Annotated in this window: 16 protein-coding genes; 10 read left to right on the forward strand and 6 right to left on the reverse strand. The window is 41.1% G+C overall.

Going from position 1 to position 19,174, the window contains the following annotated elements; all coding sequences use genetic code 11:
- Nucleotides 1-308: 308 nt before the first annotated feature.
- The 3 genes from KO530_RS16880 (at nt 309) to KO530_RS16890 (ending at nt 5,332) form a co-directional block, all read left to right on the forward strand.
- Nucleotides 309-782 carry a SixA phosphatase family protein gene (locus KO530_RS16880; protein WP_216049630.1) on the forward strand — a complete coding sequence of 158 codons (474 nt, stop codon included), beginning with the start codon at nt 309-311 and terminating at the stop codon, nt 780-782.
- A gap of 85 nt (nt 783-867) precedes the next feature.
- Nucleotides 868-2,805, forward strand: a complete 1,938-nt coding sequence (locus KO530_RS16885) for a tetratricopeptide repeat-containing diguanylate cyclase (protein ID WP_216049631.1) — start codon at nt 868-870, stop codon at nt 2,803-2,805.
- Nucleotides 2,806-2,956: 151 nt separating this feature from the next.
- A complete protein-coding gene (locus tag KO530_RS16890; protein WP_216049632.1) occupies nt 2,957-5,332 on the forward strand; it encodes a DNA polymerase II in 2,376 nt (791 codons plus the stop codon).
- Here KO530_RS16890 and KO530_RS16895 read toward each other — a convergent pair whose 3' ends face one another.
- Nucleotides 5,333-5,560, reverse strand: a complete 228-nt coding sequence (locus KO530_RS16895) for a YgaP family membrane protein (protein ID WP_216049633.1) — start codon at nt 5,558-5,560, stop codon at nt 5,333-5,335. It lies immediately after the preceding gene.
- Nucleotides 5,561-5,788: 228 nt separating this feature from the next.
- Here KO530_RS16895 and KO530_RS16900 point away from each other — a divergent pair, with 228 nt between their 5' ends.
- The gene (locus tag KO530_RS16900) at nt 5,789-6,157 is read left to right on the forward strand and encodes a response regulator (RefSeq protein WP_216049634.1); all 369 of its coding nucleotides are present in this window, start codon (nt 5,789-5,791) and stop codon (nt 6,155-6,157) included.
- A gap of 52 nt (nt 6,158-6,209) precedes the next feature.
- Nucleotides 6,210-7,337 (forward strand): MalY/PatB family protein, encoded by a 1,128-nt coding sequence (locus KO530_RS16905; RefSeq protein WP_216049635.1) that lies wholly within the window; start codon nt 6,210-6,212, stop codon nt 7,335-7,337.
- 25 nt (nt 7,338-7,362) lie between these two features.
- On the opposite strand, the gene KO530_RS16910 is transcribed toward KO530_RS16905, so the two are convergent.
- Both KO530_RS16910 and KO530_RS16915 read right to left on the reverse strand, forming a co-directional pair.
- A complete protein-coding gene (locus KO530_RS16910; RefSeq protein WP_216049636.1) occupies nt 7,363-8,559 on the reverse strand; it encodes an Nramp family divalent metal transporter in 1,197 nt (398 codons plus the stop codon).
- A gap of 269 nt (nt 8,560-8,828) precedes the next feature.
- Complete coding sequence (locus KO530_RS16915; protein WP_216049637.1) at nt 8,829-11,030, reverse strand: TonB-dependent receptor; 2,202 nt, start codon at nt 11,028-11,030, stop codon at nt 8,829-8,831.
- Nucleotides 11,031-11,181: 151 nt separating this feature from the next.
- Between KO530_RS16915 and KO530_RS16920 the strand changes: the two genes are divergently transcribed.
- A complete protein-coding gene (locus KO530_RS16920; RefSeq protein WP_216049638.1) occupies nt 11,182-11,844 on the forward strand; it encodes a UPF0149 family protein in 663 nt (220 codons plus the stop codon).
- On the opposite strand, the gene KO530_RS16925 is transcribed toward KO530_RS16920, so the two are convergent.
- The 3 genes from KO530_RS16925 to KO530_RS16935 all read right to left on the reverse strand — a co-directional run bounded on the left by KO530_RS16925 (nt 11,841) and on the right by KO530_RS16935 (nt 13,389).
- A complete protein-coding gene (locus tag KO530_RS16925) occupies nt 11,841-12,470 on the reverse strand; it encodes a tetratricopeptide repeat protein (RefSeq protein ID WP_216049639.1) in 630 nt (209 codons plus the stop codon). The genes KO530_RS16920 and KO530_RS16925 overlap by 4 nt on opposite strands.
- A 181-nt stretch (nt 12,471-12,651) precedes the next feature.
- A complete protein-coding gene (locus KO530_RS16930) occupies nt 12,652-12,888 on the reverse strand; it encodes a TIGR02647 family protein (protein WP_216049640.1) in 237 nt (78 codons plus the stop codon).
- A 27-nt stretch (nt 12,889-12,915) separates the two neighbouring features.
- Nucleotides 12,916-13,389 carry a hypothetical protein gene (locus tag KO530_RS16935; RefSeq protein ID WP_303499410.1) on the reverse strand — a complete coding sequence of 158 codons (474 nt, stop codon included), beginning with the start codon at nt 13,387-13,389 and terminating at the stop codon, nt 12,916-12,918.
- Nucleotides 13,390-13,573: 184 nt separating this feature from the next.
- Here KO530_RS16935 and ubiD point away from each other — a divergent pair, with 184 nt between their 5' ends.
- The 4 genes from ubiD to rlmB all read left to right on the forward strand — a co-directional run bounded on the left by ubiD (nt 13,574) and on the right by rlmB (nt 19,026).
- Nucleotides 13,574-15,052: a 4-hydroxy-3-polyprenylbenzoate decarboxylase gene (ubiD, locus tag KO530_RS16940; RefSeq protein ID WP_216049642.1), complete on the forward strand. Its 1,479-nt coding sequence runs from the start codon at nt 13,574-13,576 to the stop codon at nt 15,050-15,052.
- A 21-nt stretch (nt 15,053-15,073) separates the two neighbouring features.
- Entirely contained in the window at nt 15,074-15,772 is a 699-nt protein-coding gene (gene fre / locus KO530_RS16945; protein WP_216049643.1) for an NAD(P)H-flavin reductase, read from the forward strand.
- A 111-nt stretch (nt 15,773-15,883) separates the two neighbouring features.
- Complete coding sequence (gene rnr, locus KO530_RS16950; RefSeq protein WP_216049644.1) at nt 15,884-18,283, forward strand: ribonuclease R; 2,400 nt, start codon at nt 15,884-15,886, stop codon at nt 18,281-18,283.
- Between the two features lie 2 nt (nt 18,284-18,285).
- Nucleotides 18,286-19,026 (forward strand): 23S rRNA (guanosine(2251)-2'-O)-methyltransferase RlmB, encoded by a 741-nt coding sequence (rlmB, locus tag KO530_RS16955; protein ID WP_216049645.1) that lies wholly within the window; start codon nt 18,286-18,288, stop codon nt 19,024-19,026.
- Nucleotides 19,027-19,174 lie beyond the last annotated feature (148 nt).

Raw genomic sequence — 19,174 nt, forward strand, 5'->3', positions numbered from 1 at the left:
AGGTTATTGGGCGTTATATATCGCCGTCAAAATAGTGAATCTACATATTATGATGTGGCACTAGTTAATTAAGTTTTGTTGTTTTTTTTGTTGTTTAATTAGCACCGTCATGTTTTAGGCTAGATAGTTTCCATTTGAAGATAATCTAGTACAAGTTGCGAATGCTAATTGAATCTCTGCTTGATATCAAAAATCAGAGTAAATTTTGTGTGGAAACAAACTTTTTGCACATTTTCCGTCTATGTTTCACTTTAGATTAGCATTTGAGATATATTTGACTTGGGCAAATTACCGATGCGGGATCCATAATGATAAAATTGTTGTATGCAGTGTTACTTTTATTGCCACTAAATGGCTACTGTTATGACTTGTATCTGGTTCGCCATTTTGAAAAACAATCTGGTGGCATTGATCCTGGATTGACTCAACAAGGTCAGCTTCGTGCTGAAGCCCTTGCTGATTATTTAATGCCGAAAAATATTCAACACATTTATTCAACTAAGTATCACCGAACCAAGCAGACAGCCCAGCCTTTCTCACAACGATCAGGACTAGATGTGCAATTCTACTCGCCTAAGCAACTGACAGCTTTTGTTCAGAGTATCAAGGCACTGCAAACTAATGTGCTGATAGTCGGTCACAGTAATACGACTCCTGAGTTAATTTCTGCGTTAGGGGGCGTTGCTACTAAAATTGATGAAAGTGAATATGGTGAACTGTTTATTTTGCAAATCTGTGATGATCGTGTAAACACCAAAAGTATATTTATCTCAGCGCCTTAAGCTATTTTTAAAGTTTTTCGAATCGTTTAATAAGCATAGCTAAGGTATGAATTAATATAATTTCTTGGATGAAAAATGCACTACAATGAAAACTCAGTTTTCATCAGTGATGGTTAGAGGAAAATTTTTGTATCAGTTTATTCGACTTATTGTCGCCTTTATCACGATAGGGTTAACAAGCTTGCCGTCAGTTGCCGTACCTATCAGTATGTGGCAATCGCCCTATAATGAATTGATTTCACAAAAAGCCAAGGAACCGGCGACAACATTACAAAAATTGCTTGAAAACCCGCCATCAGTGGGACAAGACAGTTTGCAACATGCTCAGCATCATTCTGCTTTGAGTATGGTTTACTACTCGTTGTCTTTTCCTGCTAAAGCATTAAAACACGCTAGAACCGCCCTTAGCTTTATCGATGCAAAAACCCAACCTTGGTTATTTCATATGACGAAGCTCAACGAAGCACAGGCTTTGGATTTTGTGGGCAGACCTAAAGAGGGTTTAGTCGGCAGTAGTGCCGCGCTAGTTTGGGCCGAATTAAACAACGACGTTAATCTGCTAGTGAGTGCTTTATATGTAAGGGGCATAATTTTTAATTCATTAGTGGATTATCAAGGCGCATTAGTAGACCTGCAACGAGCTTACGAACTTGCGCCGCAATCTGTACTGCTAAGCCGTGGAGACGTTGCTGGCATTTTAGCTTTGGTATATGAATATCGACGGGAAGATGCCCTTTCTATCCCATTTTTTGAAGAAGCCGCAAACTTTCATCAGCAAAATAAAAACTATTTGGAGCTGAGTATTGCGTTATATGGTTTGGGCAGAGCGAATAAGAACGTCGGTAACCGTGAACTAGGTCGCTCTCAATTAGAACAATCACAAGACCTAGCCGAGCAAGTGGGGGACGAGCAGGGAGTGGCATATGCTTTGAAAGAAATCGCGGGTATTTCTTTGATGGAAAATAATTTTTTAGAAGCAAGGTCGAAATTACAACAGGCATTCAATATTTTCGAGAAAAGTCAAAATATTTACATGCTTTTAGATACCAGTTTATCTTTGTTAAAAGTCGCTATAGCAGAAAAGAATATTGAAAACGGAAAACAATATTTAGCAGCCGCCAAATCTTACATCGATCCAGATAATATGCCGGTACAAAATATCTCGCTTGAAGAAATGCATGCCCGTCTATTGGCATTAGAAGGTAAGTACCCAGAGGCATTTGAAAAGCTAGAAGCAACAGTATCTTGGAAACAACGAGTTTTGAGTCAACAAAGTACCCAGCAATTACACAGTTTACGGTCTAAATATGAAATCGAAATTAAGGATCGGGAAAATAAACTATTAGAACAAGAAAACCGCACACAGCAAATTAGCATCAACGATGTGGAAACTAAAAATTTACAGTTATTAATGCTATTTGGAGCAACTCTAATCATATGTGGTTTATTGATTGTATTGGTGTATCGCACTATCCAAAATCGAAGCAAATTGGAAAAGTTAGCGAATGTAGACGGTTTAACTGGATTGGCCAATCGTCGCCATGCTTTTGAGTTACTGCAACAACAAATTGAGTTGGCCAGTCGACATAAATTTAAATTGTCAGTGGCTATTGTTGATATCGATTTGTTTAAAAAAATAAATGACACCTTTGGTCATGCTGCTGGTGACGAGGTGTTAACCAGTTTTGGTGGCTTATGTTTAGATACTTTCCGTCAAACTGATGTAATAGGTAGAATTGGCGGTGAAGAGTTTATGATCGCATTGCCCCATACATCCCTTGGTGATGCTGAAAAAACACTTAAAAGTTTATCCCATAAGGTTAAACAACTACCGATTTCATTTGATCTAAATGGACTCAGTCTATCTATCTCTACCGGTTTAGCCGAATATGCTCAAGGCATGACACTAGAGTGTTTAATGGCGCAATGCGATAAAGCCCTTTATCAAGCGAAACGAGGGGGGAGAGATAAGGTTGTGATTTTTGATGAGCAAGATCCATCACTACTGCAATTAGAACTATAATAATTAACCAAAAGCGCATTTTACATCTAATCTAGAGTAGTGAATCAATTCACCAAAACACTTTTGCCCAGCAGACTTTTAATCTGGATTGGTATTCTTCAAAGCTGTACAATTTGGTTTTTCCTTTGATTCCAACGGAGCGCCTCCGCTATTGCAACATATCCCGCAGAAAGGGTTCATACTCACTCGTAAAGTGGTTGAACGAAATGGTTGTGCCTGTATCGAATTTTGGTTGAGCACCGAACAAGGACCGGTAAAAATCATTACTGATCAACAAAAACCAGTGATGTTCATTGCAAATCACGATGTATCGCGCGCTAGGGCTTTGTTAAATCAATCGGGGATTGCGCTTGAATTCAAATCAGTAAAGTTAAAAACATTCGAACACACTTCTGTGAACGCCCTGTATTTTGCAACTACTGGGCCTTTTTATCGCGCCAGAGATATTCTTGCCGCCGCAAAAATCACTGCATTCGAAAATGACATCAGGTTGCCCGATAGATACATGATGGAGCGTTTTATCTGTGCTGGTGCTTATTTTACCGGCGAGGTTCAAAATGAGCAGAGCAAGGCAACGTCTGGCTATATTTCGTTGAAAAATGCTCGCCTCAAACCCGCTGATTACATTCCGAAACTAACCTTAGTGTCTCTTGATATTGAGTGCAGTATGGACGGCGAACTATATTCAATTGGACTATCTAGCGGCGATTTTAAACAAGTCATAATGATCGGGCAGCCGGAAGATAATCAGGATTGGCTGATATGGGTTGAGGATGAAAAACGTCTCATTGAACAATTGAATCTATCTATTACCCACTTTGATCCAGACCTTATTATTGGCTGGAATATCATTAACTTCGATTTCAAAGTGTTGACCCAAAGAGCCAACAAATTGAACGTGCGATTGCGTCTTGGGCGAGATGGAAGTGACGTTTACTGGCGTGAGTCGCGAAATGATAGTAACCAGGCGTTTATGAATATTGCTGGACGAGTGGTCATTGATGGTATCGATAGTTTGAAAACAGCGACTTACCATTTTGATAGTTTTAGTTTGGAAAATGTCGCTCAAGCATTACTTGGAGAGGGAAAAGACACCACTGATGTGGATAATCGTGTTGCCGCTATTACCCATGATTTTAATCATAACAAACTAAAATTAGCTAAATATAATCTGCAAGATTGTGTGTTAGTGGAAAGAATCTTTGAGCATACCAACTTAATTAGTTATTTACTGTTACGAAGCCAATTAACTGGGCTGGAACTGGATAAAATTGGTGGTTCTGTAGCTGCCTTTATTAATCTCTATCTGCCTAAACTCCATCGTTCTGGGTATGTATCGCCCAATCGACCCGCAAATGGCGGGTTAGCAAGTCCTGGCGGATATGTAATGGACTCATTTCCTGGCTTATACAAAAACGTATTGGTACTCGATTTCAAGAGTCTTTACCCTTCTATCATCCGTACTTTCAAAATCGACCCACTAGGTTTAGTGGAGGGGTTACTTGAGCCGGAAAACGCTATTCCGGGCTTTCGTGGCGGTTTATTTTCGAGGGATAAACACTTTCTTCCCGATATTATTACCAGCTTGTGGCGACAAAGAGATGAGGCAAAGCGTCAACAGGATACGGCTCGCTCGCAAGCAATTAAAATCATAATGAATTCGTTTTATGGTGTTCTGGGATCTGGTGGCTGTCCCTTTTATGACACACGCTTAGCAAGTTCAATCACTATGCGCGGCCATGAAATTATGCAAACCACCGCTGCATGGATTGAAGAAAAAGGTTACAAAGTCATTTATGGAGATACTGACTCTACTTTCGTTTGGCTAGAAAATACTAAGGGAGTAGAACAAGCGTTGGATATAGGAAAGACTCTTGAGCGAGAGATTAACCAAATGTGGCAACAAAAAATTCAACAGCAACTCGATTTGCCATGTCACCTAGAAATAGAGTTTGAAACCTTATTTTCAACCTTTTTGATGCCGACCATTCGGGGCGCTGAAACGGGCAGCAAAAAGCGCTATGCAGGTTTGAAGTATGCTTCAGGTAAACAACCTGAACTCATATTTAAAGGTTTGGAAACGGTTCGTTCTGATTGGACCAAACTCGCTAAAGAATTTCAACCAACCTTGTATAGAATGGTGTTTGCTAATCAGGATGTAAGTGCTTACTTGCTTAATGTGATAAGAAAAATAAGGTCAGGGGAGTGTGACGAACAACTAGTATATCGAAAACGACTACGCCAACCTTTGCTCCAATACACGAAAAATGTGCCACCTCACGTAAAAGCTGCCCGTATTGCCGATGAGCAAAACAAACAGCTCAACAAACCACTTCGTTATCAAAACAAAGGCTGGATAAGTTATGTGATTACCTTAGATGGTCCTCAGCCTGTAGATTACATTCATTCAGCCTTAGACTATGAACATTACATTGATAAACAAATTAGGCCCATCGCAGAAGGTATTTTACCTTTCATAAATGTCTCCTTTGAAGACATCACTAGCGATCAACTGGGCCTGTTTTGATCATTCTGGATGATAAGAGTCATCTTTGAAGTCAGGGTATGTATCAATTCCAAGTAATTTATACAGTAAGCAAAATCCAAAACTGCTGGTATAAAATAATGCTGCGCCAATTACACCTAATACAATGCTTATTGTGGTACCGTATAAACCTTCAACCGCCATTGCCAAAAATGCAAGTGCTAAAATTGAACGAATTGCTGTATCTAATATGCCAACATTTTGTTTCATTTTTCTATCTCCTAATCCGATGTACTTATCTTAGGCTTATGGCATAAATTGATGTTGATCTGAATCAACTTAACAACACCTTTGTGAGTTATTTGCTTTGTGAAGCTGACGAATCATTAGCGCCGCACAGATAACGAAAGCTTCGGTGTTAGACTTTTTTACAATATAAAAATTGGCGCATACAGAGTATATTAGCGCCCATATGTTTTATGAAAATAGGTTGGATTGATGCACAGAATACTTGTAATTGACGATGATCAAATTACCTTGGAATTAATACAGCTGATTTTAGAAGAGTTTGTTGAAGGTGAGGTTATTACCATAAACAGTGCCGTTGATGCTGTGCGTTATATAGATAAAAATGACATGAATAAAATTGATTTAGTTATCTGTGATTGGCAAATGCCGGAACACGATGGTATTGCGTTGTTGAAAACGGTTCGTTCGAAACGTCAGGACTTGCCATTTTTAATGGTGACAGGAACAGCAACCAGAGATCTTGTTATGTCTGCTAAAAAAGCCGGCGCCTCAGAATTTATTGCTAAACCATTTAAAAATCATGACTTAACCGATAGAGTAGCGAAATTGCTAAAATAAATAGATTCTTACACTATCCGCTTTACTAATTAACATTGTTAAAGGAACAATCATGCAGTTTGATGATGTCATCGACAGGTCCGCTACTCACGCATTCAAATGGGAAAAATACAAAGGGACAGATATCTTACCTATGTGGGTTGCAGATACTGAATTTGCGAGCCCTAAGGCGATACAAACAGCTCTTGCACAACGTGTGGAGCACGGCTTGTTTGGGTATACTTTGCCAGCACAGTATACGCCGGCAAATGACGCTGTTGTGCGTTGGTTAAAAGAGCAACACGATTGGCAAATTGATCCTCAGTGGATTGTCTGGACACCAGGTGTTGTGCCTGCTTTCAACGTAGCGTGCAAAGCTTATTGTGAGGCGGGGGATTCGGTGATGATTCAAACACCTAATTACCCACCTTTAAGAGCTGCTCCGGGAATTAGTGGACTAAACAGAATTGAAATCGATAGCGTTGAGATTGACGGTCGATGGACTCTGGATTTTGCGCAATTAGAAGAACAGGCGAGTGATCCTAAGTGCAAGTTGTTTATCATATGTAACCCTATGAATCCTGTTGGCTCGGTATTGAGTGAAGCTGAACTCACTAAAATTGCGCAAATTTGCAATAAATATGACGTCAAGTTGTGTTCAGATGAAATTCATTGTGATTTAGTCCTAGATGAATCGAAAAAGCATTTTCCTGCTGGGAACTTCGCTGGATTAGAGCACAACTCAATTACGCTGATGGCCGCGAGTAAAACCTTTAATGTTGCAGGTTTAGGCACATCGTTTGCGATTATTCCTGATAGTAAATTACGCGCTGAATTTGTAGCGGGTATGCAAGGGTTTATCCCTTGGGCAAATGTTATGGGACTGGTAGCAACCGAAGCTGCATTTACTTTATGCGACCAATGGCATTCTGAATTACTCGATTATTTGCGCGCAAATTTAGCCTATGTCGAGCAACAGGTAGAGCAAATTGAAGGGCTTAGATTGTTAAAAGTGGAAGCGACCTTTTTGGCTTGGATAGATGCCAGTGGGTTAGGCTTAGACAACCCACAATCTTATTTTGAAAGTAAGGGAGTAGGACCCTCACCAGGCGTTGATTTTGGCAATAAACAATTTGTTAGAATTAACTTCGGTTGTCCAAAAAGCATGCTTGAAGAAGTATTTAATCGACTAAAATCTTAATTTCTCCAGCTGGGGCGTAAAAATATCAGATAAAAACACTGACTATTTTATACAGCCCCAAAGCTGAAACGAATGCGACTATTAAACCTCCAAACAGGTTGGCTAAGATTCCGTTTTTATGCTGACCCATTAGTTTTTCACTGTTTAAAGTCCAGATTAAGAAGATGGCAATAACCGGTAACAGCAAACCGTTAGCCGCTTGCGCAAATAAAATCGCCGCTAAGGGTTTTATGCCAATGCTGGCAAAGAGCACACCAACAATCATCACTGTAATCCAAATACACTTAAATCGCTTATCGGCAAGTTCGGTTTTCCAACCCAGCGCGCCGCTAACAGCGTAAGCTGCGGCTAAAGGGGCGGTAATCGCACTAGTGAGTCCAGCTGCAAATAAGCCAATTGCGAAGAAAACATTGGCATAGCTACCCAATAAGGGGGCCAGTTGTTGACCTATGTTAGCGGCGTCTACTTGAGTTTGTGTGGCAAAAAAGGTACTTGCTGCACAGGATAAAATTGACAGTGTAATTAACCCACCTAAACCAATGGATAAGGTGCTATCAATCCGATTATTTGTTAATGCAGAGTCTAGATTATCTTTATCAGGGGCGTTTTTGGACACAATACTGGCGTGTAAAAATAGGTTATAAGGAACAACTGTTGTCCCTATCAAAGCCATTATCATTAAACTGCTACCATCAGGAAAATCAAATGCCAAAGCACCCCGAACAATGTCTTGTAAACTTGGTCCAGCAATAAACATAGTGGCAATAAATACGGTAGACATGGTTAAGACTAAAGTGATCAGCGACTTTTCTACCCACTTGTATTGGCCGGTTAGCAGTAGGCCACTTGAAATTGCAGCCAGTAACCATACCCAGTGAGTTAATTCTCCGCCAGATAAACCAGATAGACCTATAGCAGCACCTGTTAAGTTGCCACCTTGATAGGCCGCATTGCCTATACCTATCGCACTTACGACTAACAGGCAGGCTAGCATTTTTTTGATACCACTGAATTGTTGACTAATAGCTTCAGCTAAGCCACTACCTGTAACCAACCCTAAGCGCGACGCCATTTCCTGTAATACAAAAGTGGCGATAACTGAGAACAGTAACGCCCAAACCAAGGCAAAACCAAAGTTTCCTCCTGCTAGCGTGGCAGTGGTCACAGTTCCAGGACCAATAAATGCAGCGGTTACCAACAGCGCAGGGCCGAATTTTTTCATAATGATACCAATTTTATCTTAAACCCTGTTCACACTGACTTTTTGGGTAATTGAGATGGACGAAATGAGTGATAAGTCAGCTTAACGCAGAGTAAGATTGTTGTCACTTGCTTGGCTCTACATTGGCATGCAAAGTGTCGCAGATGGTGCTGATTTTTAAATGAATTGTTTTAAGACAGGTGGCATGGGAGTTCGATTACTTGAGTGGGAAAAATGACGTTACAGCAAGTGATTGGTGCAACGTCATTTATATTAGAATATGAATTATCTTAGAAGTTTAATCTTGCTCCGACTACCACTGAGCGACCCGGTAAAGGGGCGACATCTTTGATAAAGGACGCATGAACCCGAGCTTCTTTATCGAGTAGGTTATTGCCTCTAACAAATAACACCAATTCATTGTCGGCTACCTCGGTGTAATAATTATACGCCGCATTTACTAAGGTATAACCTGCAGTTTCAGTTTCATAATCAGCGATATCGGTTTGCTTAGCGTTGTAGGTTGCACCTACTTCAGCGTGCCAATAATCACTTTCAAAGTGCAATCCAAAACCAATTCTTGCTGGTGGAATACGAGGCAAGTTTTCACCACTGGTGAGTTCTGCTTTTGTTATATCGGCAAAAGTTTCCAAGCGAATTTGCTCAGTTATGTGCCAGTCTATTTCCGCTTCGAAGCCATAAATTTCAGCATCTTGCTGACGGAATAAATATATTGCCAGACCTTCATCTTCATGATCATGGTCAGCATCAAGCTCTTCGTCACCTTCTTCTTCACTATGAATATGACCATCTTCAGATACTAATCCGGTATTTTGTTGGAACAGGTAGTTGTCGATTTGATTGTAAAAAATACTAAAGGTCGCCTCTACGCTGTCGCCGGAAGTGTGATAAGTCAGATCTAGGTTGTTTGATATTTCCTTTTCTGCGTCTTGTTGGTTCTGGACTATATGGTATTCACCAGCTTCGTCACTGGGTTCAATATCAAATCCAGCACCAAGTTCGTATGTGCTAGTTGCGATATGCAGACCGTTTGAATACATCTCAGCGGCAGAAGGTGCTCTTTCAGAACGAGCATAATTAAATGACAATGTAGCGTTGTCTTGAACGCTCCACACCACACCTGCCGATAAACTTAATGCAGAATAACTTGCATCATCAAAGAAAATCTCATCAGTGTGCTCATCTTCCGTTGATTCGAAAAAGCTGTTATCTACAGAAATATCACTTTTTTCATAACGGAAACCCAATTGCCATAAAAATTTATCGACATGTTTCTCTTCAAGCACAAAGAGCGCAAGTGAGTCACTTTCTGAAGCAGGGGTAAAAGCTTCATCACCCAATGCTGAAAAATCACTGTTGGTGTAATTGAGGCCGATTACCCCTTCCCAACCATTGATACTGCGATGTTTTCCCCACAAACGGGACTCGATGGATTCATTATTAAACGTTGTACCTATAGCGCCATCTTCAATTTCACTATGACTGTAATCGGTGTAAGCACTGCGGAATTTAAATTCACTGAAAAAGCCATCTAGATCATGCAGATCGACTAACATTTGGTAACGATCTTGGTCTAATCTAGCAAAGACTTCCTCTTCTTCATGCTCTTCTTCATCTTCCTCATGCTCTTCTTCATCTTCCTCATGCTCTTCTTCATGAGAATGACCAGGTATACCATAATCACTTTCTAATTGGCCTAACGAGAATGCTACATTGAGATTATCTGAAGCCCAACCTAAACCTGCGGTAAAACCGTTTGAATCGATAAACGAATTATCTAACTTACCACTGTCTTCGGTGCCATCAATATCTGCGGAACCTGGAATGGAATAGTTTTCAGTTTCTCTATCAAATGCATCAAAATGCCACATTACTGTGTCATTGCCGCCATCCACATTCAGATTAAGTAAATCTTCACTCGAAACAGAGTCATGTAAGTAACTAACTTTACCTTCAATCTCATCTCGTCTTTGCACAGGTAAACGATTGTCTACGATATTTACCACACCACCAATTGCGCCGCTACCGTACAACAGCGTTGCAGGTCCTCGTAACACTTCTATTTGAGTGGCGTTAGCTGACTCTGTGGATACTACGTGATCTGGTCCTACTCTAGATGCATCTGACGCATCTAGACCGTTTTGTAGAACTTTAACTCTTGGGCCATCAAGGCCTCTAATAATGGGGCTACTTGAAACCGGTCCAAAATAGGTGCTATGAACACCGGGAACGTTTTTTAATGTTTCACCTAGAGTTGGGGCAATTCTCGATTCTAAATCCTCACCTGCGATAATTGAAACTGGCGTAGCAGACTCGAGCACAGTAGGATTAAGGGGATTTGACGTAATGACCAATTTTTCTATTTGTTGTTCATCTTTTTGAATTGGTTTGGTTTGCGCGTTAACTTGGTTAGAAACACTTAGTGCTAGTATAATGGTACTGGCGAGTAAAGAGTATTGTTGCGATAGCACGACGAGCTCCTTTATTTAGAATGTTAATGCAATGTTATACTGTATCAATTGATATATTATAACGTTCTAAGTGGTTTTTTTGTCAATGTTTTTTTCAGTAAATTTCAATGTTAAATGAATCTAAAATCTGAAATGCCAATAGGAATGAGTTTTGCCATTCGTAAAACCTGACGCTTTACAACAGCTTGAAAAAATATGCAGGCAGTATCCAACACTATTACATTCACCACATTATGTGACGGGAATTGTCTTTGCTGTTAGCTCTGCACCCGAGATACCTATGCCTGATGTTTGGCTTAGCTGGGCATTTCAGCAGAAGCGCGGTGGCGTTTCAGAGTCGGAAGTGGATCATATCGCTGAAGTTTTGATGGCTTTATTGCAACATGAATTAGCGCAGATGCGCACAAATAATATTGACTATCCAGGCAAAGGCCAGCCTCTGCCTGATAACTTAACCGCAGATATTCCTGTTAGCCAATGGCTGCAAGGTTTATTGACTGGGCATAGTCAGTTGGAATCGGTTTGGCAGGGATGTTGGCAACAAGTGCAAGTAAAACAACCAGAAAAGCTGAGTGTATTCCAGCGTGACTTAAAACATTGTTTATTGATGTTTAGTTCGTTTGCCAATATTCCTATTGCACTTGAACAAGCTAAAAGAGTGAATAACCTGAAGTTACTTGAAAACCTTCCCAAGATTTACGCATCTTTGCCAGCCGCTTTGAAAACTTATGTGGATTTATCAGGCCGGCTTGCGGAGTTTTTACCCGACCAATTTGAGACCTTTGAGCAGCCTACGAAGCCTTCCTCAGATTAACTATCTAACGGACGTTTGGCTTTTCTGACGGCCTTTGGATGCATTAACTTTTCTAAATCATGCATACAATTGGCAATTCTTGCATGAGTTTTTTTGTCATTTGTGATGGCGTTATACAACCAATGATAAGCGTCTTCATAATCATAAGGGCTGCCAAATCCATCGATGAATAAATCGGCAAGTTGAATTTGAGCTTTGAGGTTTCCTAGGGCGGCGGCCTCTCGTAAATAGATAACTGCACGCTGCTTGTCTTGTTGAACTAGTTTACCTGCAGAATAGTATCGACCTAACTGCTCCAAAGCGGCAGGTAGTCCCTGATCGGCAGCTTCTTGCATATAACTAATGCCTCTAGTTGGTTCTGCATCAACACACACCCCCCAGGCTAACATATCGCCCCACAAAAATTGAAAAGAAGGAATCTTTAGGGTTTCCGCGCGTGCTTCAATGTCTTGCACAAGTTGACATCTGTCGAGCACCACACGGTCGAGGTGTTCATTGCGATTTATCAATCCAATCAATTCATCTTGAGTGTATAATTCAACCGCTTTTATCGGTTCTGCACCGTGCAAATTAAACGACAACAAAGCCAATGATGTAATAAATGAAGTAAACTTAAACAGGCGCATATCAAATTTTCCGCAGAGTCAAAAAATTAACCAACTATAGTGATTGTATCGACATTTACGCAAAATACTAAATACAAAAGCACATTTAGGCACGGGGCACCCAAAGAGCTGCCCTTAGAATACAACTAGATGACAGCGACAACAGTCGATACAACCGTTGCCTGCCGTATTTATCCAAATTCTATCGGGAAGTTAGGGCGGACTGAATAATTTGCGCGTGTTCTGCTAAATCATGTCCTAAATCAGTTAGATAGCCGCCATCTGGTTGACTAACCACGCCTTTGTCAAATAACCTTTTTGCTGCATCTACCATTGACTGTTCAGCATCGTGATGGATTTTTAGTCCTTGCATTAAACTTTTGTTGGGGAATTTTAAGATTAGATTAAGTTCTTCGGTGAGCTCGTTGTTAAAAGGCATAATTTACTCTTCTTATAATGTTGAATGTTATTTTCGTTTTACATATTTTCCGTCAAACAGGGTTGTCCAAGTTTTGCCATTATTCTGGCTGGACTCCCAATGTTGACGTACGCTTTTGCCGGCTGATGGCGTCCAAGTAATTCTGTGCACAATATTTTCTCCTTTAGGTGTTTTTCCCGGACCTTCAAGTACCATAGATTGCCCGTCAAATTTGCCATTCAAAGACAGAAGTAAACCGCTATTATCTACCCAAGTTTGATGCCATTGTTGGTTGCTAACATCAAATATATTGATGCTTTGACCTTGGTAGCCTGAAGGCGTTTGGTATTCTTCTGTTAAAATACATCCGTTTAGTTGTGAGGTGATTTTATTTATTCCAACAATTTTGTGTTGTGGAGAATATACGTCCCAAGTTCCTAGCCAGAAATCAAATTGCCTATGGGCAGGGCTATCACATGCTGCTGACGCGTGAAAACTCATTATCGAGATAATTAATAACACACTGCATCTAATGTTCGATTGCATAGCTTTTGTACAATGGAAGATCACCTGTGTTTAGATTATCCCTGAATTGATAAAATTACAAAAATTTAACAATTTATTTTTACAACTAAATTCTCACATCTCTCGTATAAAGCTTCCCACGGGTTTATACTTATTAGTTCTGAATAGATAGCGGTTCAACATGAAATACAAAGACTTACGAGATTTTATAGCGCAGTTAGAAAGCAGAGGTGAACTTAAGCGAGTTTCCCTTGAGGTAGATCCTGACTTAGAAATGACCGAAATCGCCGATCGTACGTTACGTGCTGGTGGACCCGCTATATTATTTGAGAATCCAAAAGGCTATTCGATTCCTGTTTTAGCGAACCTTTTTGGTACTCCTGAACGTGTAGCCTTAGGTATGGGCCAAGAAAGTGTTGGCGCCCTACGGGAAGTTGGAGAACTATTAGCCTACTTAAAAGAACCCGAGCCGCCCAAAGGTTTAAAAGATCTGTGGGAGAAACTGCCGGTGTTCAAGCAAGTGTTGAATATGCCAGCCAAAGAAGTGCGTAAAGCCGTTTGTCAGCAAGTGGTGATTACCGGCGAAGATGTAGATTTGTCGACACTTCCCATTCAAAGGTGTTGGCCAGGTGATGTGGCTCCTTTGATTACTTGGGGGTTAACTGTTACCCGAGGTCCAAACAAAAAACGACAGAATTTAGGCATTTACCGACAACAAGTGATAGCCAAAAATAAAGTGATAATGCGCTGGTTATCCCACCGTGGTGGCGCCCTGGACTTTAGAGAGTTTTGTCAGCAAAATCCCGGTGAAAACTATCCGGTATCAGTGGCTCTTGGGGCTGATCCAGCAACCATACTTGGCGCCGTAACACCGGTTCCAGACAGTCTGTCAGAATACGCATTCGCAGGCTTATTGCGGGGAGATAAAACCGAAGTAGTTAAATCTATCAGTAATGACCTTCAGGTACCGGCCAATGCTGAAATTGTATTAGAAGGATACATTGCGCCCGGTGAAACTGCACCAGAAGGACCTTATGGTGACCATACTGGGTATTATAATGAAGTGGATGAGTTTCCGGTCTTTACAATAACCCATATAACTCATCGAAAAGATCCCATATACCATTCAACTTATACTGGCAGACCACCTGATGAGCCAGCAATATTGGGCGTTGCGCTAAACGAAGTGTTTGTACCCATTCTACAAAAGCAATTTCCTGAAATTGTTGATTTTTATCTTCCTCCAGAAGGCTGTAGTTATCGGTTAGCAATAGTGACCATGAAAAAACAATATCCTGGTCATGCCAAACGGGTAATGATGGGAGTTTGGTCATTCTTACGTCAGTTCATGTACACCAAGTTTGTGATAGTTTGCGATGACGATGTGAACGCCAGAGATTGGAAAGATGTTATCTGGGCAATCACAACGCGAATGGATCCATCCAGAGATACAACGTTAATCGAGAATACGCCAATCGATTATCTTGATTTTGCGTCCCCCGTTTCAGGATTAGGTTCGAAAATGGGAATGGATGCTACCAATAAAATGCCGGGTGAAACCGATAGAGAATGGGGCGAGCCGATTGAGATGGATGCCTCAGTTAAGTCCTATGTAGACGAAATCTGGGACAGCTTAGAGCTGTTACCTAAATCTGATTAATAAAGAGAAGCTAGCGTTTTTATGTCACCAATAAGTTGTAAAGTAGAATCAATTGAGCCGTTAACCGACATTGTTAGTCGAGTAAAGTTGGCTGCATCAAGTCCAGTGTCGTTTAAAGCCGGACAATACGTGAAAGTTATTATGGGTGAAAACGATTCCCGACCTTTCTCTATAGCCAACTCGCCGGATGGTAGTAACCAAATCGAGTTACACATAGGGGCAGGTGTTGGCAATGATTATGCCGGTCAAGTGTTAGAAAAAATGAAGACCAAGGGTGAAATCGATATCGCTGGTGGACATGGTGAAGCATATTTACGAGACGAGAATATTAAACCCACTATTTTATTAGCTGGCGGAACGGGGTTTTCATATACATATTCTATTCTCCAACAACGATTAAAAATCGCCGATACGCAACCTGTATTTTTATACTGGGGAACTCAGACGTTAGCTGATATGTATGAATACGAAGCGCTGATTGAACTGGAGAAAGAGCATTCGAATTTTCGATTTATTCCGGTAGTAGATGCACCTGATGAAGATTGGCAAGGTAAATCCGGTTGGGTTCACCAAGCCATATTGGCTGATTTTGTCAGTTTAGAACCCTATCAAGTGTATGTTGCAGGTCGATTTGAAATGGCCGGTGTGGCTCGAGACGATTTCCAAAAACAAGGCTTATTGTTGGAAAACCTGTTTGGAGATGCTTATCAGTTTATTTAAAGTGTATGCCTAAACACATATTGCAGGGCTATTTGGCTGCTTTTGAATAAAATTTGCCCAAAATTTCAAAAAAACATAGTTTAGTAACAATCAATGACTATAATGCCGAATATGAATATAAAAAATAAACAAAATTTAGAAAAAAACGATCCTCATTTCCTGCGTGAAAAAGACAAATATGAAAACCCTGTAGCAAGTAGAGAATATTTGCTGCAGGTGATGGTAGAGCAAAAAACTCCCCTTACATTTTTAGAAATTTGCCAGTTAGTCAAAGCCTCAGACGAAGATAGCCGCATAGGTGTTCAACGGCGCTTAAGAGCCATGGAGCGCGAAGGTCAAATAGTCTTCAATCGTCAGAAAAAATATGGCGTGGCCGATAAAATGGAACTCATTAAAGGCCGGGTAATAGGCCACCGAGACGGTTTTGGCTTCCTTAAACGCGATGATGGCGAAAAAGATTTATTTATCCATCAAGCGCAAATGCAAGCGCTACTTCATGATGATGTAGTGTTAGTCAAAGAAAGTGGCACTGATAATCGTGGCCGCAGAGAAGCGAGAATTGCACGAATCATTGAGCCGCGCTCAGAGCCCATTGTGGGACGATATTTTGTTGAGCATGGCGTCAGCATGGTGATCCCCGACGATAGCCGGATCAATCATGAAATTATGATCCCAGCTGAGCATGTTAATGGTGCTCGCCAGGGAAACGTTGTTGTAGTGGAAGTCATACAGCGTCCCCGCAAACGCGTAAATCCTATTGGCAAGATATTAGAAGTACTTGGCGAGCATATGGCTCCAGGTATGGAAATCGAAATGGCATTGCGCACTTTTGATATACCTCATGAATGGCCAAAGGCTGTCAGTAGACAAGTTGCTAGTTTACAAGAACAAGTTCCTGAAGAAGCAAAGCAAAATCGAATTGATTTGCGTCAATTGCCACTGGTTACTATTGATGGTGAAGACGCGCGTGATTTTGATGATGCGGTATTTTGTGAGCCTCTTGACGAAGGAGGTTGGCAGCTTTGGGTTGCTATTGCTGATGTCAGTTATTATGTGAAAACCGGCACCGCATTGGATGATGAAGCACAACAGCGCGGTAATTCAGTTTACTTTCCTGAACAAGTAGTTCCTATGTTGCCTGAAGTATTGAGCAACGGGTTATGTTCCCTTAATCCTGAAGTTGATCGTTTGTGCATGGTCTGTGAAATGACGATTAGTGCGCACGGAAAGCTGCAAGATTACCAGTTTTATGAAGCCGTTATGAATTCTAAGGCTCGCCTTACGTATACCAAAGTGGGTGCTATTTTAGACGGCGATCCAGAATTACATAAACGTTACATTGAGCACGTTCCCCATTTGCGTAATTTGCATGATATGTACCGTGTGCTGAAAAGAGCACGTAATAAGCGGGGCGCGATTGAGTTTGAAACTCAAGAAAGTAAATTTGTGTTCAATGCACAACGGAAAATAGATCACATTGTTCCAGTGGTGCGCAATGATGCCCACAAGCTGATTGAAGAATGTATGATTTTGGCAAATGTGTCGGCGGCTCAATTTTTAGAAAAAAATAAAGCGCCAGCATTGTATCGAATCCACGATGAACCGAATGAAGACAGATTGACTTCTTTTACGTCTTATTTGAAAGAAGTCGGCATTGAACATCGCATAGGTAAAGAAGCTAAACCGCAAGATTTCACCGATTTAGTGGGAAAAATACAAGGTCGTCCAGATCAAGAGTTGATACAAACTATGCTGTTGCGGTCAATGAAGCAAGCGGTATATGACAATGACAATATTGGTCACTTTGGATTGGCTTTAGAAGCTTACGCTCATTTTACATCGCCAATTCGGCGCTATCCTGACTTAGTGGTGCACCGCGCAATTAAAGCGGTTCTTGATAAGCAAGCCAGCCGTAAAAGTAAAACCGGTGGTAAGTCATACAGCGAAGAAGAGGTAGAGGCGCTAGGCGAACAGTGTTCAATGACTGAGCGCCGAGCAGATGATGCGACAAGAGACGTGGCTGATTGGTTAAAATGTGAATTCATGTTGGACCACGTAGGCGATGTATTTGAAGGCGTTATTGCGTCTGTTACCGGTTTCGGCTTTTTTGTGCGCTTGAGTGAGTTTCATATCGATGGATTGGTACACATCTCATCATTGGAAAATGACTACTATCATTTTGATGAAGTGAAACAATGTCTGGTTGGTGAAGCTATGGGTAAACGTTACCGTTTAGGTGATCCCCTCAAAGTTAAAGTGGCAGCGGTTAATCTGGATGAACGAAAAATTGACTTTATCTTAGATGAACCTAAGGGCCGCGGAGCTCGCAAAGCTGCCGGAAGCAAGCCTAGAAAGGCGACCGATAAAACGCAATCAAAAGGCGAACCCAAGGAGTCGGCCAAACAAGGTGCGGCGAAAAAAGGGGCTGGTAAACCAAGCAGAAGAGCCACAGATAAATCATCGACTAAGGCTGCAAAGTCTAAACGTCGTTCAGCAAAAAGGAATAAATAGGCATGGCTCAGCAAGAGTGGTTATATGGTATTCACGCTTTAGAAGCAGTTGTTCAGCGCGAACCCGAAAGACTCATAGAGTTGTTTGTGCTCAAAGGTCGTGAAGATGATCGATTGTTCAACATAATCAATCAAGCTCGACGTTTTGGGATTGCTGTGCAATTTTGCCAACGCAAAACCTTAGACGATAAAGTGGATGGTGAACAACACCAAGGAGTCGTTGCTCGAGCTAAACCTGGTAAGCAATACAGTGAAAATGACTTAATGGCGATAGTTGAAAGCAATGATAAGCCGTTTTTGCTTATCCTTGACGGAGTAACCGATCCTCACAATTTAGGTGCTTGTTTACGTACTGCAGAGGCAGCTGGCGTTCATGCCCTAGTGGTGCCCAAAGATAAGTCAGCGGCATTAACACCTACAGTACGCAAAGTTGCCAGCGGAGCTGCTGACGTAATTCCATTAGTGCAAGTCACCAACTTAGCAAGAACCTTAAGGGAACTGCAAAAAGCTGGAGTATGGATTGTTGGCACTGCAGGCGAAGCAAAACAGAGCCTTTATGAGTGCTCGTTTAATGGCCCTATTGCTCTAGTCATGGGGGCTGAAGGCAAGGGCATGAGACGATTAACCCGAGAACATTGCGATGAGCTTATCAAACTGCCAATGGCTGGCACCGTTACTAGTTTGAATGTTTCAGTTGCAACTGGGGTTTGCTTGTTTGAAATAGTCCGCCAAAGACAAGTTTAGTCATTCTACAATATGGTTTATTCACTTACCTCAAGCTTTCAATGTCAGTGAATAAACCATCAGCCCAACCTCTGTTTACCTGCGCTAATACTAAGTTAAAATTCATTAATAACTCGCTGCATTTTTCAGTAAAAATATGTTGAATAGT

It is taken from the genome of Aliiglaciecola lipolytica (assembly GCF_018860635.1).
GTDB lineage: Bacteria > Pseudomonadota > Gammaproteobacteria > Enterobacterales > Alteromonadaceae > Aliiglaciecola > Aliiglaciecola lipolytica_A.